16 protein-coding genes are annotated in these 14,833 nt (G+C 69.6%); 10 read left to right on the forward strand and 6 right to left on the reverse strand.

The window, feature by feature from the left end; genetic code table 11:
• Window positions 1-42 precede the first annotated feature (42 nt).
• From ABT297_RS24630 to ABT297_RS24640, 3 genes are all read left to right on the forward strand, one after another.
• Window positions 43-1,086: a cellulase family glycosylhydrolase gene (locus ABT297_RS24630; RefSeq protein WP_350553638.1), complete on the forward strand. Its 1,044-nt coding sequence runs from the start codon at window positions 43-45 to the stop codon at window positions 1,084-1,086.
• Window positions 1,087-1,163: 77 nt separating this feature from the next.
• The gene (locus ABT297_RS24635; protein ID WP_350553640.1) at window positions 1,164-1,769 is read left to right on the forward strand and encodes a D-alanyl-D-alanine carboxypeptidase family protein; all 606 of its coding nucleotides are present in this window, start codon (window positions 1,164-1,166) and stop codon (window positions 1,767-1,769) included.
• An 8-nt stretch (window positions 1,770-1,777) separates the two neighbouring features.
• Window positions 1,778-3,745 carry a sensor histidine kinase gene (locus tag ABT297_RS24640; protein ID WP_350553642.1) on the forward strand — a complete coding sequence of 656 codons (1,968 nt, stop codon included), beginning with the start codon at window positions 1,778-1,780 and terminating at the stop codon, window positions 3,743-3,745.
• A gap of 33 nt (window positions 3,746-3,778) precedes the next feature.
• Here the strand turns inward: ABT297_RS24640 and ABT297_RS24645 are convergent, their stop codons facing one another.
• From ABT297_RS24645 to ABT297_RS24660, 4 genes are all read right to left on the reverse strand, one after another.
• The gene (locus tag ABT297_RS24645) at window positions 3,779-4,408 is read right to left on the reverse strand and encodes a rhomboid family intramembrane serine protease (protein WP_350553644.1); all 630 of its coding nucleotides are present in this window, start codon (window positions 4,406-4,408) and stop codon (window positions 3,779-3,781) included.
• A 193-nt stretch (window positions 4,409-4,601) separates the two neighbouring features.
• Window positions 4,602-4,889, reverse strand: a complete 288-nt coding sequence (locus ABT297_RS24650; protein WP_350553646.1) for a winged helix-turn-helix domain-containing protein — start codon at window positions 4,887-4,889, stop codon at window positions 4,602-4,604.
• The gene (locus ABT297_RS24655; RefSeq protein ID WP_350553648.1) at window positions 4,886-5,350 is read right to left on the reverse strand and encodes a hypothetical protein; all 465 of its coding nucleotides are present in this window, start codon (window positions 5,348-5,350) and stop codon (window positions 4,886-4,888) included. The genes ABT297_RS24650 and ABT297_RS24655 overlap by 4 nt, the downstream gene beginning before the upstream one ends.
• A gap of 68 nt (window positions 5,351-5,418) precedes the next feature.
• Complete coding sequence (locus tag ABT297_RS24660) at window positions 5,419-6,249, reverse strand: alpha/beta hydrolase fold domain-containing protein (RefSeq protein ID WP_350553650.1); 831 nt, start codon at window positions 6,247-6,249, stop codon at window positions 5,419-5,421.
• Between the two features lie 180 nt (window positions 6,250-6,429).
• Between ABT297_RS24660 and ABT297_RS24665 the strand changes: the two genes are divergently transcribed.
• The 7 genes from ABT297_RS24665 to ABT297_RS24695 all read left to right on the forward strand — a co-directional run bounded on the left by ABT297_RS24665 (window position 6,430) and on the right by ABT297_RS24695 (window position 12,929).
• A complete protein-coding gene (locus ABT297_RS24665; protein ID WP_350553652.1) occupies window positions 6,430-7,356 on the forward strand; it encodes an aminoglycoside phosphotransferase family protein in 927 nt (308 codons plus the stop codon).
• A gap of 136 nt (window positions 7,357-7,492) precedes the next feature.
• Window positions 7,493-7,666, forward strand: coding sequence for a DUF3073 domain-containing protein (locus ABT297_RS24670; RefSeq protein ID WP_350553653.1), 174 nt, complete (start codon window positions 7,493-7,495; stop codon window positions 7,664-7,666).
• Window positions 7,667-7,728: 62 nt separating this feature from the next.
• The gene (locus ABT297_RS24675) at window positions 7,729-8,265 is read left to right on the forward strand and encodes an alpha/beta hydrolase (protein ID WP_350553655.1); all 537 of its coding nucleotides are present in this window, start codon (window positions 7,729-7,731) and stop codon (window positions 8,263-8,265) included.
• Window positions 8,266-8,415: 150 nt separating this feature from the next.
• On the forward strand, window positions 8,416-8,778 hold the full coding sequence (locus ABT297_RS24680) for a PadR family transcriptional regulator (protein ID WP_350553657.1): 363 nt from the start codon (window positions 8,416-8,418) through the stop codon (window positions 8,776-8,778).
• Window positions 8,775-10,523, forward strand: a complete 1,749-nt coding sequence (locus ABT297_RS24685) for a hypothetical protein (RefSeq protein WP_350553659.1) — start codon at window positions 8,775-8,777, stop codon at window positions 10,521-10,523. The genes ABT297_RS24680 and ABT297_RS24685 overlap by 4 nt, the downstream gene beginning before the upstream one ends.
• Before the next feature lie 66 nt (window positions 10,524-10,589).
• Window positions 10,590-11,597 (forward strand): alpha/beta hydrolase-fold protein, encoded by a 1,008-nt coding sequence (locus ABT297_RS24690; RefSeq protein ID WP_350553661.1) that lies wholly within the window; start codon window positions 10,590-10,592, stop codon window positions 11,595-11,597.
• A 111-nt stretch (window positions 11,598-11,708) separates the two neighbouring features.
• Entirely contained in the window at window positions 11,709-12,929 is a 1,221-nt protein-coding gene (locus ABT297_RS24695; RefSeq protein ID WP_350553663.1) for a DUF418 domain-containing protein, read from the forward strand.
• Here the strand turns inward: ABT297_RS24695 and ABT297_RS24700 are convergent.
• Together ABT297_RS24700 and ABT297_RS24705 are read right to left on the reverse strand one after the other, a co-directional pair.
• A complete protein-coding gene (locus ABT297_RS24700; protein ID WP_350553665.1) occupies window positions 12,921-13,916 on the reverse strand; it encodes a hypothetical protein in 996 nt (331 codons plus the stop codon). The two genes, ABT297_RS24695 and ABT297_RS24700, sit on opposite strands and share 9 nt — an antisense overlap.
• 406 nt (window positions 13,917-14,322) lie before the next feature.
• Complete coding sequence (locus ABT297_RS24705) at window positions 14,323-14,772, reverse strand: hypothetical protein (RefSeq protein WP_350553667.1); 450 nt, start codon at window positions 14,770-14,772, stop codon at window positions 14,323-14,325.
• Between the last annotated feature and the right edge of the window lie 61 nt (window positions 14,773-14,833).

Consider the following 14,833-nt stretch of genomic DNA (forward strand, 5'->3'; position numbering starts at 1 on the left):
CGGCCTTGATCCAGCGCCAGGAAGCCCCGTCCGAGGTGGGTCATGAGAATGCGCACCGTCGCGGGCACGTCGCTCATCGCCGCCGCCATCGCCGCCGCCGTCGTCGCCGTCTCGGTCATCCTCGTGGGACACGTGCACTATTCGAGACATCTGCACCATTCGAATGGGGCACCGCGACGATCCGGGTTCCATGTGGAGAATGGGCGCCTCTACGATGGCGACGACAACCAGTTCGTCATGCGCGGCGTGGGCCAGAACCACGCCATGTATCCGGAAAGAACCGCGCGGATGTTCAGCGACGTCAGGGCGTTGGGCGCCAACACCGTACGTGTCGAGTTGTCCACGGGCGTGATCGCGAAAAGAAACGACGCGGCCGATGTCGCGCACCTGATCGCGCTGTGCCGGCGCAACCGCCTCATCTGCGTCCTGATGGTGGACGACACCACGGGGTGGGGCTACCGCAAGGAGGCCATTCCGCAGGCCCGGGCGGTGGACTACTGGATCAGCATTCGCAAGGCGCTCATCGGCCAGGAGAAGTACGCCGTCATCGGCATCGCGAACGAACCATACGTCCTCGACAACTTCCGCACCTGGCCCGGCGACACGATCGACTCGATCCGCCGCCTGCGCCGAGCGGGCTTCCATCACACCCTCATGGTCGATGCGCCCGACTGGGGTCAGGACCTGTCATACACCATGCGGGACAACGCCGCCGGCGTCTTCGCCGCCGATCCGGAGCGGAACACCGTCTTCTCCATTCACATATACGGCGCTTTCAGCCGCGCCACGAACATCCACGACTACTTCGGCCGGTACATCCGGGCGAAGCTTCCCGTCGCGGTGACCGAGTTCGCGTACACCCACCACGACGGCGACGTCGACGAGGACGCGGTCATGTCCGAGGCGCAGAAGGACCGCATCGGCTATCTCGCCTGGTCCTGGAGCGGCAACAGCGGAGACGTCAGCAACCTCGACATGGCGACCCAGTTCAACGCCAAGGCTCTCACCTGGTGGGGCCGGCGAGTGTTCAACGGTCCCAACGGCATCCAGCAGACCTCCCGTGAGGCGACCGTCTACACGCAATAGTCCTGAGTGGCGGTACCTACCGCGATTGGGTATCGCGACTCAAGCTCCCAGGGTGGCGGGCAGGAGATCTTCCTTGCATGCCGTACATCATCGCCGACCGCGATGCCGCCTCCGAGGGCTACGGCCCCGTTCGACGGCGCGATGCGGTGTACCGCGTCGTCACGCGCGTGCTCGCCCTCATGCTGCTGCCGGTGGCCTGGCTCGCCGCGCCGGCGCGGGCCCGGCACACCGCGTGCCAGTGGGCGCTCGCGGCGCGGTTCCCGGCGGAGGACCTCACCGGGCTGACCGCGGCGACCCGGGCCGCCTTCGAGGCCGCGCGGGCCGAGGCGCTGTGGCGTGACGGTGAGCTCATCGGGCTGACCTCCGGGTACCGTGACCCGCTCGAGCAGGGGCGCCTGTTCGACGCGGCGGTGGCCCGCGACGGATCCGTCGCCGCGGCCTTGCGTTCGGTCCTGCCGCCGCACGCGTCCCGGCACGTCGCCGGGACCGCGCTCGACGTGCGTCCCACCGAAGGTGCGCGCTGGCTGGAGCGGCACGGCGGCGGCCATCGTCTGTACCGGCCGTACGACAACGAGTGGTGGCACTTCGAGTACCGGCCGGACGGTCCGCCGATACGACTGCCGCATTCCGGCGTCGCCGAGCGGGATCCGCGGGCCAGCGCGGGGCCGGTGGATCGGCCATGATGACTCGCATGGACCAACCGTGCGGCTCGCCGGCAGCGCGAACCGCGACGCTCGTTGCCGGTATAGCCGGAGCCGCGCTGCTGGTGGCCACGGCGCCGCGGTTCAACCCCAGCGGCGGACCCGTGCCGTTGCTGGGGCTGCCGCTGCGGGTGACGGCCCGCAGTGCGCTCGCCGCCGCGTACGCCGCCATACCGGTCGTCGCGATCGTGATCGGGCTGGTCGCGCTGCGCCGGTGGCCGCTGCTGCTGCTCGCCGGGGGGCTGCTCGGCGCGTGGCCGCCGCTGGCCGAAGTGATGGGCGTTTTGTCCCCCGAGTGGATCGCAGTGCCGGTCACTGCCGCGCGGCCGCTCGTCATCGTCGGCGTCCTCGCCGCCGCTCAGTCGCTGATCCGCAGCGGCGAGACCGGTCGCGGCGCGACCGTCGCGGGATTGGCCTTGGGTTCGCCACTGCTCAGTTTGGCGCTGACCGGTCCATGGTGGCTGCGGACGCCGAACACGACACAGGCGTGGTACCTGGTGGTCATCGCGGTGTCCCTCGCCGCGGCGGCCCCGGCGGCGTGGCTGCTGCGCCGCGGCGACCGCCCGGCCGTTGGCGGTCGCCAGGGCTGGTCCCGGCTGCGACTGATCCTCGCGGGCAGCCTGGCCGTCGCCCTGATCCTCCCGATGGGCCTGCTGACCGGCAAGCGGCTCGCCGCGCTGCTCGGTGTGGCCCAGCACGCCATGACCCGGCACGGGTACGTCGAAGAAGCGGTCGTCGGCACGATCATGCTCGCCGTCGTGGCCGGCCTCGCCGTCATCGCCGGGCCGTGGTCGCTCGGCGGCGCGCTGACCGCGGCGACCGTGCAGGTGGCGGTGGCGGTGCCGATGCTGCTGGCGATAGGCGCGGTGCGCGCCACGTCGTCGGTCGCGGCCGCCGTGATCGCTGGCCTGGCACTGGGCGGCGCCTTCGCCTGGAGCCGCTGGCGGTTCGCGCTGGCCGCGGCGGTCACGGTGGCGGCCGCGGCGGCGCTGTTCATCGCGTACGCGGCGACGACCGGCCACCCGGAGAGGCTCGCCACCGAGCAAAGCGTCATCCCGGGGCTGCTGATCGCGGGGCTCGTCGCGGCGGCCACTGCCGCGATCGTCGGCGCCTGCGCGCCCGCACTGGCCCCCAGCGGCGCCGTGCCGGCCGCCCTCGGCCCACTCGCGGGCATGCTGGCGATCGGCGGGCAGGGCACGGTGCAGGCCACCTACATCCTGCCCGAATCGTCGTACTTCAACTCCGTAAACCCCCTCACCATGTCGGTCGCGCTGCTGCTCGTCGCCGCAGCCGCCACCGGCGGCCTGGGCTTCGCCCAGCAGTGGACGGCCCGCCGGGCCGAGCGCCGGCACGCCGAAGAGATCCGCCGGGAGGCCGCCGACGCCGAGCGCAACCGGCTGGCCCGCCCCATTCACGACGGCGTCCTGCAGGTGCTGGCCCTGATGCAGCGCCACGGCGGCGACCTCGGTGGCCCTGGCCCGCAACTGGCCGCCCTCGCCGGAGAGCAGGAGGTCGCCCTGCGCAACCTCCTCAGCGGCGCCACCACCCCGCCACCCGACCGGAGCGCCGCGCAGCGGGACCTGCGCGCCGGGCTCGCCGCCGTCGCCACAGCCACGGTCGAGGTCGCCACGCCTGCCGACCCGGTGCTCCTGGCCGACGCCACGGCGGCGGAACTGACGGCCGCGATCCACGCGGCCCTCGACAACGTCCGCCGCCACGCCGGCCCGGACGCACGCGCCTGGATCCTGCTGGAAGACGAGGGCGACGCGGTACGAGTGACGGTCCGCGACGACGGCGTCGGCTTCCCCCCGGACCGCCTCACCCAGGCCGCGGACGCCGGCCGGCTGGGCGTGGCCCAGTCGATGCGCGGCCGCATCGCCGACCTGGGCGGCCGCACGGAGATCTTCAGCCGCCCCGGCCGGGGCACCGAGGTCGAGTTCTGGGTACCCCGTCGCTGACCGGCCGTCCCCGAGCGGCGGCGACATGGAACCTCATAACGATCCGTTGAGCCGTCGCCTTCGGCGGTTGACGGCGAGCAACGCGCCGACCACCGCGCCGAGCAGGGCCGCACCGCCGTGAATGTCGCCGAGGACGAGCAGTACGAGCGCGACAAGCAGGCTCACGGTGGCCGGCAGGCGGCTTCTGGGGCCGGTTTCGAGCAGGAGCGCCGCCACCGCGAGGGACGCGGCGGAACCGAAGATGACGAGCGAGGTGCCCGCGCCGACAGGTTGCACCACGAGACCCCAGAGGTCGCCCAGCACCTGCACGGTGAGGGCGAGGACGACCCATCGAGCCCGACCCCAGAGCTGCTCGGCGAGCGTGCCGAGAACGGCGAGGCTCAGGAGGTTGAAGATCGTGCCGGGCCAGCCGCTGTCCTGCACGACGAACGACGTCACGAGGCGCCACAGCTGCCCGTCGCCGATCGCCGCCCGGTCGCGCCGGAGCGCCTCGAACAGCGCGGGCGCGAGTGTGAGCTGCAGCAGGGAGGGCACCGCGACGAGCACGAACGCGGCCATGGTGGCGATCGGTGGTCGTTGTGCCGCGCCGGGCGCTGGCGAGCCACGCAAGCCGGCACCGGCCACCCCGGCGGTCACGAGCAGCACGATATAGAGGACGGACACGATGGCATCCACGCGACCATCCTGTCTCAAGGACCGTCGCCGCCGTAGTCGCGCTGCGCGGCGAGTCGTCACATCGGGCGTCCAGCCCGGCGGAATGCCTTGACGAGGCCGCTCGCGCCGCCTTGCGTGGCGCCGGGCGATAGACCGGCGCCACGCACCGTCCAAAGTGTCTAGTCGGGCCGGTTATCGGTCGCTAAGCAGGATCCATGAGCGCCCGAAGTGCCGCGCAATGCGCCGCGTACGCCTTCCGCCCTGCGCGGGTCATCGAGAAGGTCGTGCTCGCACCTCGCCCATGACCGTCCTTCGTAGACTTGACGTAGTCGGCCGCTTCCAGCGCCGACATCTGCTTGGACAGGTCGGAGTCGGTCAGTCGCAGTTGTTCTTTGAGGAATCGAAACGACGCCGATGGCGCGTTGGCCAGGATCGCCATTGCCGCGAGCCGCTTGGGGACGTGGATGACCGGATCGAGACCGTCGATCATGCCAGCCTGTCCCGGACTTTGCCCGCGGCGATGGCGTACTTGCGCTCATAGATGACGAGGCCGGCCGTGACGAGCGCGAAGGCGGCCGCTGCCGCCACCGGCACACCGCCGAACCACCATGCGAGCGCGACCAGTACCGCGATGGCCGCGACGCCGACGAAGTAGCCGCGCCACACCGCCGCGATCTCCGCGGGGGGCTTGCCGTGACCGGGCATCGGCAGCGCACCGTGCCGTCGGCGCATCCAGATCAAGAACAGCGCCTCGGCCGCGAGCAGAATCCCAAGCCAGGCCGTGAAGATCGCGCCGTTCTCCCGCCACCAGGCGAATCCTGCGATGAACGCGGCGGTCCAGGCGCCCACGATCGGGGCGTACCACCATGGGGTCGGAGGGTACTGCACATAGGGCGCAGCAGCGGCGCGCTCCACGAGGAGCAGCTGCTCACGCACCTGGCCACTTTCCATACTGGAAACCATAGCGAGTACTTTCCACTTTGGGAAGTGGAAAGTACTCGCCCGCCGGTCAGGACCGTTCAGACAGCACCGCGGCTGACATCGAGACGCAACTGGTCGAAGACGTCGTCGAGGAAGTCCGCGCCGGCCTCGGTGAGGGTGCCGACCTCGACGGAGGCGCCAGCGAAGACGTGACCCGCGCCCTCTACCGGCAGCACGTCGCACCGAACGCCCTGCGCTCGCAGCGCTTCAGCAAACCCGACGGCCTCCGCGAGCGGAACGATCTCGTCATCGGTGCCATGGACGAGCAGGAACGGCGGCGCTTCCGGATGGATGTTGTGCAGGGGGCTCGCGAGCCGCGCGAAGGCCGCACGCTCGGCCAGCGGCCCGCCGAGAAGGATCGCCGGTTCCGCGAACGGGTCGTCCTGGGCTCGTACGGCCGAGAGGTCGACTGCGCCGTACCAGAGGATGACGGCCTGGATCGCGGCGTCACCGGTGCCGGTGAGCCCGGCGATCGCCGCAAGCTGGCCGCCGGCCGATTCACCCAGCACGGCGAGGCGGCCCGGATCGATCCGCAGCGCCGAGGCGTGGTGGCGCAGCCAGTGGATGGCCGCGTCGATGTCAGCCTGCTGCGCGGGGTAGGTGGCCTCCAGCGCCAGCCGGTAGTCGACGTCGGCGACAGCGTAACCCCGGGCCACCATGCGCTCGTGGAACCGGTGATCCACGGTCCATACCCGACTGCCGGTGATCCACCCACCGCCGTGGATCCAGAGCAGAACCGGGAACGGACCATCGCCCGGCGGCACATGCAGGTCGAGGTGCAGCGGACGGTACCCGAGCGGGGTCGAGACCACGCAGTTGGCGTGGGTGAGCGTCTTGCGGGGTTCGGGGATGGGATGAAAATCGGTCACGGGCTCAGCTTTCTCGTTGGGGTCGCGTATCGAGTGTCAATCTTCGACCCCGTAGCACAAAAACATATAGACCCCAGGCGCCTGCTTCTTTTTGCACAAACAGGGCTGGACATAGTCAGACATTTATTCTTTAAAATCTTTGGTAAATCGGTTGCCATCGGGCGTCTTCCTTGTGACGTTGTGAGCGTGACCTCGGATCCAGACACCGTGCCGGTTCCTGATCGCCGCCTGGTCGACCCAAGCGTGGTGCGACGGCTGATCGCCAGGCAGTTCCCGCAGTGGGCCCACCTCCCCGTCCGGCCCGTCGCGACCAACGGCTGGGACAACCAGACCTTTCATCTCGGTGACCGCATGTCGGTACGGCTGCCCACTGCCCAGGAATATGCGCTGGCGGTCGACAAGGAGCACCGATGGCTGCCGATACTGGCACCACGGGTGCCGCTGCCAATATCCAAGCCGTTGGCAATGGGCGAGCCCGGCGATGGGTTTGCCTTCCACTGGTCGGTGTATGAGTGGATCGACGGCGACCCCGCCGGCATCGACACCATCGGCGACCTGACCGAGTTCGCGGACAGCCTGGCCGCCTTCTTGGTCGCGCTGCGACGCGTCGATCCGGCCGGAGGGCCCGAGCCGGGGCTGCACAACTGGTTCCGTGGCGGGCCGCTGCAGATCTACGATGCTCAGACGCGACGGGCGGTCGAGGCGCTCGATGGCCGGGTACCCCGGGAAACAGTCTCGGCGGTTTGGCAGTCGGCGCTGGGGGCGCCCTGGGATCGCCGGCCGGTGTGGTTCCACGGCGACGTGGCGCTGGGAAACCTCTTGGTCCGTGACGGCGCGTTGGCTGCCGTCATCGACTTCGGCACCTGCGGTGTCGGCGACCCCGCGTGCGACCTGGCGATCGCTTGGACACTCCTGTCGGGAACGAGCCGCGAAGCGTTCCGTGCCAGGCTCGACGTGGACCCCATGACGTGGACCCGTGGGCGGGGGTGGGCGCTGTGGAAGGCGTTGATCACATACGCCGGTGCGCCGACCAGCGACCATGCCGCGGCCACGGAGGCGAAACGCGTCATCGACGAGGTGCTGACCGAGTACGCGGAATTCGGTTGACGAGTTCCACCGACCAGACTGACCACCACGTCCGAACCCAGGTCCCCCGTTGGGCCGGCTTCGAGGTACCGTGTCCGACACGAACGGACTCTCTCAAGCGGTCGCGACGGCGACCCGCCAAGAACGGGGGCAGGCAATGGGACGCGGACGAGCCAAGGCCAAGCAGGCGAAGATCGCCCGGGAGCTGAAGTACTTCAGCCCACCCACCAACCTCACCGCGCTGCAACGCGAGCTTGCCGACGCGCCCCAGACGGCCGACCACGACCAGGCCCACCACATCAGTGAAGGCGACGACGGCCCGGCCCGCTGAACGGCGAGCGCCCACGGGCCGAACCGGGAACAATCGGAGCAGGTGCTACGGGGAGGACGACCTTGCCACGAAACGCGATCATTTTCCACGGCACGGGCGCGAACCCGGACGTCGTCTGGCTTCCCTGGTTGGGCCGGCGACTGACCGAGCGTGGGTACGCGGTGCAGATCCCACACTATCCGGACATCAACGTGGAGCCGATCGCGACATTCCTGCCGAAGGTGCTGGCCAATCACCGCTTCGATGAGCACACCGTGCTTGTCGGGCACTCGGGCGGCGCTGCGCTGCTCCTCGCGCTCCTCGAGCACATCGACGTGACGGTGCCGCAGGCCATCCTCGTCGCCGGGTACTGCACGCGGCCGAATACCTCCGACGAGCCTGTCCTGCAGGAGCAGTACGACTGGGCGGCGATCAAGGCCCACGTCCGGGACCTGTACTTCGTCAATTCGCGGGTGGACCCGTACGGCTGCGACGAACAGCAGGGACGTGCCATGTTCGAGCGGTTGGGCGGCACGCAAATCGTCCGCGACGACGGGCACTTCGGCGACTACGACCAGCCGTACGACACGTTCGAGCTGCTCGACAAGCTCATCGACTGAGCACGGTCAGCGATGAGCTGACCCGCAGACCCCCTCCCACCGAGGGACTCCACGCCAACTCCATGACTGTCCACAATGGACTTTTGGTCCGCGCCAACCAGTCGGGTCGCGCCTTGACTCGATACTCAGATCATCTCTATATTGACCGGCATGGCGACTCGCATGCGTGAACCAACGTTCTGGATTCTCACCGCGCTGGCGCCCCAACCCCGTCACGGGTATGGCGTGATCCAGCAGACCACCCAGTTGTCGGGCGGCACGGTGACTCTCCAGGCCGGGACCCTGTATGCCGCGCTCGACCGGCTCACCGCCGAGGGGCTCATCGAGATCGACCGGGACGAGATCGTGGATGGGCGCACCCGGCGGTACTACCGGCTGACCAGTGACGGCGCGGAAGCGCTGGGCGCCGAGACCGAGCGGCTGCGGCGGAGCCTGGAGGCAGCGACCAGCCAACTGGCGACGCGCCGGCGGTTCGGGCTCGGGCTGGCCGACGCGCAACGGGTGGCCTGGTGAGCGGCGACCTCGCCCGACGGTACCGTCGACTGCTGTCTGTCTATCCGCCTGGGCCGCGTCGCGAGGAGCTGCTCGACACACTGCTGGAGTCCGCGCCCCCCGGTCGCCGGTGGCCGACCGTGCGGGCCTCGATCAGTCTGCTACGCCACGGCGCCCGCGCCCGGCTCGGCCGACCCGGCAGCGTTGCGGTGGTCGTGTTCGCCGTACTCGTAGCGCTCGCCGGTGCCGGGCTCGGCGCGATCGCGGGGGCGCGGCTTGGCTGGGAAGCCGCCCGGCCGCTGCCATCCGGCGCCGAGGCGGAGCAGCTGAAAGCGACCGTGTTTCCGGACATGACGGTGTGGGGCGGCGGTGACGCCGCGCTGTTTGTCCGGACCGACGACAACGAGGGCATCCAGTACGGGTACGCCGTCTACTGGGTCAAGCACACGCCCGCCACCCGCGAAGTGCGCGCGTTCAGCGAGGCTGTCCGGGACCGCCTGCAGGCGTCCGGTTGGCAGATCCGCAGCGACGTGGTCCCCGTTCTCAACCCTGGCGACGAGGGCGACGACAAGCAACACAAGGAGCAGTTCACCCGGACGTTCTGGGCCACCCGCGACGGCCTGGCCCTGCGCTTCACCAACGTCTACTGGTCCAACGTCTACTGGCCCCGCCCGGCCACTGAGTCGGACGGCGCGGCCACGTTCGAGTTGTCGCGAACCGAGCCGCCATGGATCCTGCCGGCCGGCGTGCTCGGCGCGCTTCTCGGCGCACTGATCGGCTGGGCACTCACCGCCTGGGTCAGCCGCCGTACCGAACGCAGTTGGCCGGCCACCCTGTTCGCCGCCGCCACAACCGGGTTCGCCCTGCTCCTTCTGCTGCCCGTGCTGCTGCTGCTATGCCTGGGCCTGATCCTAGGCGGGGATAAGACTCCGCAGGGGCAACCCGAGCAGCCCGTCTGGGCCGTGCTGTTCACCCTCTTCGGCGGCCTGACCAAGACTGTCGGCATCCTGGGCCTGGCGGTCCTCATCGTGGCCGCCTGGCCGCGACGACGCCGGCCGCCGGCGGACCAGCGGCGCGAACCAGCCCGGCTCGCGGCGCGTGGCATGTGGGTCGTGCCCGTCGTCGTCCTCACCGCCGTCGTCCTGCTCTGGGCCGCCGTGTCGGCCGCGCCGGAACTCGCCGTGATCCTGGGACTGCCCTGCCTCGCCGCCATCGGCCTCGCGGTCTGGCAGCGACACCGGTCGCGGAAAGCCCGACCCCAGCGGGATCCGGCTCCGGTACCGTCCTGGCGCGCGCAGGCCGTACCGATCATCGCGCTCGTCGCCCTCCTCGCGGTGATCTGGGCCGACGGCTGGAACAGGGCCGCCGACCTGATCCGGACGGTCAACACGACCGTGGCAGCGACGTCGCGATGCGCCCCGACAGGCCCACCGGATGAACCCGACCCGCACACCACCCGGCTCAGCCGCACCGCCCGGGTGTTCGTCAGCCCGCAGGCCACGCCCGACCAGGTCCAACTGGTGCAGGAGGCCATCGACCGGATCACCGCGACACACAGTTCGACGCCAAACCGCGACCCGCATTCCCGCGAGTTCCAGACGGCGTACTGCGGCGACGCCCGGCTGCCCGACGCGATCGGCCGGACCCTACCGTGGTACTTGACCGTCTACATGAGGAGCCCGGGCGCATTTGGCGCACTCGTGGACGAGGTCGCGAACGTGCCGGGCGTCGTGGCGGTGCGGCACGCCCCACCCGGCGACTGGTGACCTTCGTCGCCTGCACAGGCGCTAATGCGTTAGCCCTGATGGTCTGCCCATGCGAGGGTGGCAACCATGAGTAGTCATCTCATCCGCGACGTTTTCCAGGACCCGCTGGTGGAAGGAGAAGTGCCGTACGCCGTTCTCACTCCGGAGGGCTGGACGAGCGATGAGACACTGCCGCTGATCCTGTTTCTGCACGCCGCGAACTCCTCCAGCGACTTTCTGGCCATGGTGCAGTCGATCGCCGACGGCGCATGGGCGAATGGATCGCTGCCCCGATCCGTGATCGCCAGCGCCTCGACTCCCACGACCGGCGGCTTCTACATCGACCGGGCCGGCAACGGCTGGGAGAGTTTGATCGCGACGGCCTTCCCCCGGTTGCTGGAGAAGCAGTACGGCGCAGATCTGACCCGCGTGTCGTTGATGGGTTCTTCGATGGGCGGCTATGGCGCGCTGAAGATCGCCTTTGCGGAGCCGTCGCGGTGGCTCGCGGTAGCGGCGGTCGCTCCCGCTCTGCTACCCGTGCTGACGCCCGAGGAGGTACGAGCTCGCAACACCCTCGATGTGCTGGCCCGGTTGAGCAGCGAGATGGCCGACGAGGGTGGTGGGTTCGCCGCCAACAGTGTCCTGCACCGACTGCGAGGCAACGCCGACGCTGTCCGAGCCAGTGGCTTGCCGATCTTCCTGCGTTGCGGCGACGCTGACGTGTTCGCGATGCAGGACGGCACCGAGCAACTCCATCGGGCGCTCTGGGACCTTGACATCGGCCACGAGTACCACCTGGTCCACGGTGCCGATCACCTGGGCCCTGAGGCGATCTCCGCGCTACGGGCCGCGCTGGCGTTCATCGGAGCGGCCCAGCGCAGAGCGGCGGGCGAGGACCGCACCGCGGCGGATCGGGAGCTGGAAGCGGCGTGGCGGGACTGGGCCGCCGGCGGTCGGCAGGGAGACCCGCCCAAGCTTGACGCCTTCGGCGTCAGCGCTTCCGTTGCCCTGCGCGCGATGCTCGAACCAGAGCTGGCGGAGGCGGTACGGCGGGACCCGACGACTGCCCGCCGATACGGGATCCTCCCGGATTGAGTCGTTGCGGGCCGTCCGGAGCGGGGGACGGCCCACAACGGTCGCGGCCAGCGGCCGCAGATCTACTTTCGGCGACTGCGGAGCCCGGTGATCGGCCCGTACGGTGGCCGCATGACGGCCGACATGCCCACTCGATCGCCCGGGCCGATGACTCCCGCGGCCCGCGCTCTGGCGCCAGACCTGGCGCGTGGGTTCATGCTGCTGTTCATCGCGCTGGCCAACTCGCACTATTTCCTGACCGGCCCATCGGTACTGGGTGGCTACCCGCAGAACGGATCGGGTCTCGACGCGGCCGTCATCTGGCTGATCTCGACCTTCGTCGACGGCCGTGCGTTCCCAATGTTCGGGCTGCTGTTCGGGTACGGCGTCGCCCGGATCGTCCGCCGCCATGAGGCATCGAAACCTCGGGCGGTGCGCCGGCTGCTATGGCGGCGCAGCGCCGCGCTCCTGGTCGTGGGTCTGCTGGACGCGCTGCTGTTCTACGTCGGTGACATCCTGGCGGCCTACGGGGTGCTGCTGTTCCTGGGGGCCTGGGCGGTGCGCTGGCGCGACCGCTGGCTGCTCCTGACAGCGCTCGCGTTCTTCGTGCTCAACTCCCTGCCGAGCGACGGCTCGCTCGTCATCAGCCTGGCCGGACCCGACGCCGCGATGCTTCCGCCGGACGGAGTCACCATGGTGGCCGAACGAGCTCGGGTGGCGCTCTTCGTGGCGTTCCTCGGCCCGCTGGGCTTCATATGCCCGTTCATGGTGGGGTTGTGGGCGGGCCGCCGGCGCATCCTCGAGTACCCGGAGCGGCACCGCCTGCTTCTGGGCGTCACAGCGTCGATCGGCATCGGTGCCGCGGTGCTCGGCGCTCAGCCGGTCTCGCTGGTGCTCGCCGGCGTGGTGACGCCGCCGAACCGACCGACGCTCGAACTGCTGGGCTCCCTCCATGACACGACCGGGACGCTGGGCGGCTTCGGTTATGCCGCCCTGCTGGCACTGATCGCGGCCCGGCTCCACGGCCGCCGACGGCCGGTCACCGACGCGATCGCCGCCACGGGCCAACGGTCGATGACCTGCTACCTGATGCAGTCGGTGATCTGGGCCGTCGCCTTCACACCCTTCCTGCTCGACCTCTCCAGCACCATGGGTGTCACAGGCACGGCACTGCTCGCAACGGGAACCTGGATCGTGACGGTGGTCCTCGCCGATCGCATGCGCCACGCCGGCAACCGCGGACCGTTCGAATCCCTCGTCCGACGCGTCACCTACGGACCCGGGGCGCTCGCCCGCACCTCAGACCCTGCCGGAGACGAGCGCCGGCCTGAACCGCGGACGTGGTCAACGTGAGACGCGCCGACTCCATTGGGCCAGCACCCACAACACCAGCATGTCTACCGCGAGGGCCGTTACCGCGGCGAACTGGTTGACGGTGAACTTGAAGACCTGTCCGACGAGCAGATCGGTCAGCAACGCGAGTCTGAGCCACCGGATGCCGGTCGCGCGGTCGCCGCGCAACGCTGCCGCACCGCGGATGCTCAGCAGCGCCGTACACACCGCCGCACCGATGACCACCAGGTCAGCTCGCCGCTCCCCGGCATGGTCGAGGGCGCCGGTGACGGATTCGGCCACTGCACCGACGATCGTCAGCGTGGGCAGCACGATGAGATAGCACGACGCCGCCGTCAGGGTCCACGATGGCCGAAGCAGTGTGTCCAACCGAGCGCGCAGCCGGTCGCCTGCGGCGCGCCAACGGTCGACGCGCCGCGGCTCGGCGTCGGGTATCGCGTTGAGCAGCCGGACCAGCGCGCGGTCGACGTCGCGCTCCGATCCTGTCACCAGCTCGACGGCCTCCATCCGCTGCCGTGTGGTCAGGCCCGAGATGACTCCGGTCAGCGCGGCGTTGGCGGCGTCGGCACGCCGCTCGTCCACCGTGCGCTCGACCGGCCGGCGTAGCCACTGCGTCATGACGACCAGCACGGCGAACGTGAGGTAGATGATGCCGGCGGCGGGCCGGTAGAAGTAGTCCGTCTCTTCGGTGATGAATTTGCCCACCTCGTCGACGAACAGCCCGAATCCCGCACCGCCGAGCATGGCGCTGCAGATCCGCGTGGCCCGGCCCAGGAAGACCAGCGCGACGCCGAGCGCCACCATCATGAGCAGGCCGCCCCACAGCACGTGGGCGATGTGCAGGCTCCCGCCGGCAATCTTGGGATACCCGGTCGCTGCCAGGTACGCCCGGGTGAGCAGGACTGTGCTGATACCGCAGAGCACGAACGCCTGCAGGTGGGTCGCGGCACTGCCGGCGCGGACGAACCCCGGTGGTTGCGAGACCATGTGATCAACGATATTCCTGATCGGTGCCGTCCTGTTCCGATACACGCGCGTAGGTCACGTCTACGGCGGCACGTTGACGAGCATCACTCCGAGGCGCTTCGCCCGGCCGGTGGAACGCAGCCGGGACATAACCGCTGTGATGGTCCGGCCGCGCGGGGCGGCGTGGTCCAGCGGCACCGCCAGGTCGCCGCGCTCGGCACCGGCCCGGTCCAGATCCCCGCCGATATCGTCATCCGGGCCGGTCTGCAGCCGTGCCAGTTGGTTCGGTGCCGTTGCCCCGCATCGGCCTCGGTAGGGGGTAGCAGGCCGATGCCGGTGACAACAGCGGTGAGCCCAGCGACGCGCGCCAGCGTGGTCAACCTGCGTCGCACAGGGCGACCTCCAGTACGGTGTGCAGGCTTGCCGGTCAGGCGCGGGTGAACTCCATGATCCAGTTGGATTCCCACGTTTGCCCGCCGTCGACGGAGAACCGCTGCTCCCAGCGCGCCGAGGTGGGAGTGATGTCCGACCAGATGAAGTGCGCCTTGATCGGCCTTCCTTCGTGCGTGTCGTCGCCGTAGAAGTCGCCGCGACCATCGACGAAGGTGCCGACCACCGGCGGGTAGAGCAGGCCGGTGGTGCTGCTCGCCCAGTAGATCGACCACTCCTTGCGTTCGACGTCGAACAGCCGCAGCGTGTAGCCGCGGTTGCCCAGCGTCGGGAAGACGATCTCCTCGGTGTTGCCGCCACCGTTGAAGATGCTCTGGCAGGTCACTGTGCTCGGGAAATGGTCCCACTCGTCGCTGTCGACGAAGAGCGTCCGGAGGCGCTGGTTGACCACGTTCCACGAGCCGACGAGGAAGTCGAAGTCGTTCATGAAGGCGATCATGAGACGCTACCCCTGACATCTTCCGTCAGTGGTCTGGAAGACTGTCTCA

The sequence above is a fragment of the Dactylosporangium sp. NPDC000555 genome, from assembly GCF_040300025.1.
In the GTDB taxonomy this organism is placed as follows: Bacteria; Actinomycetota; Actinomycetes; order Mycobacteriales; family Micromonosporaceae; genus Dactylosporangium.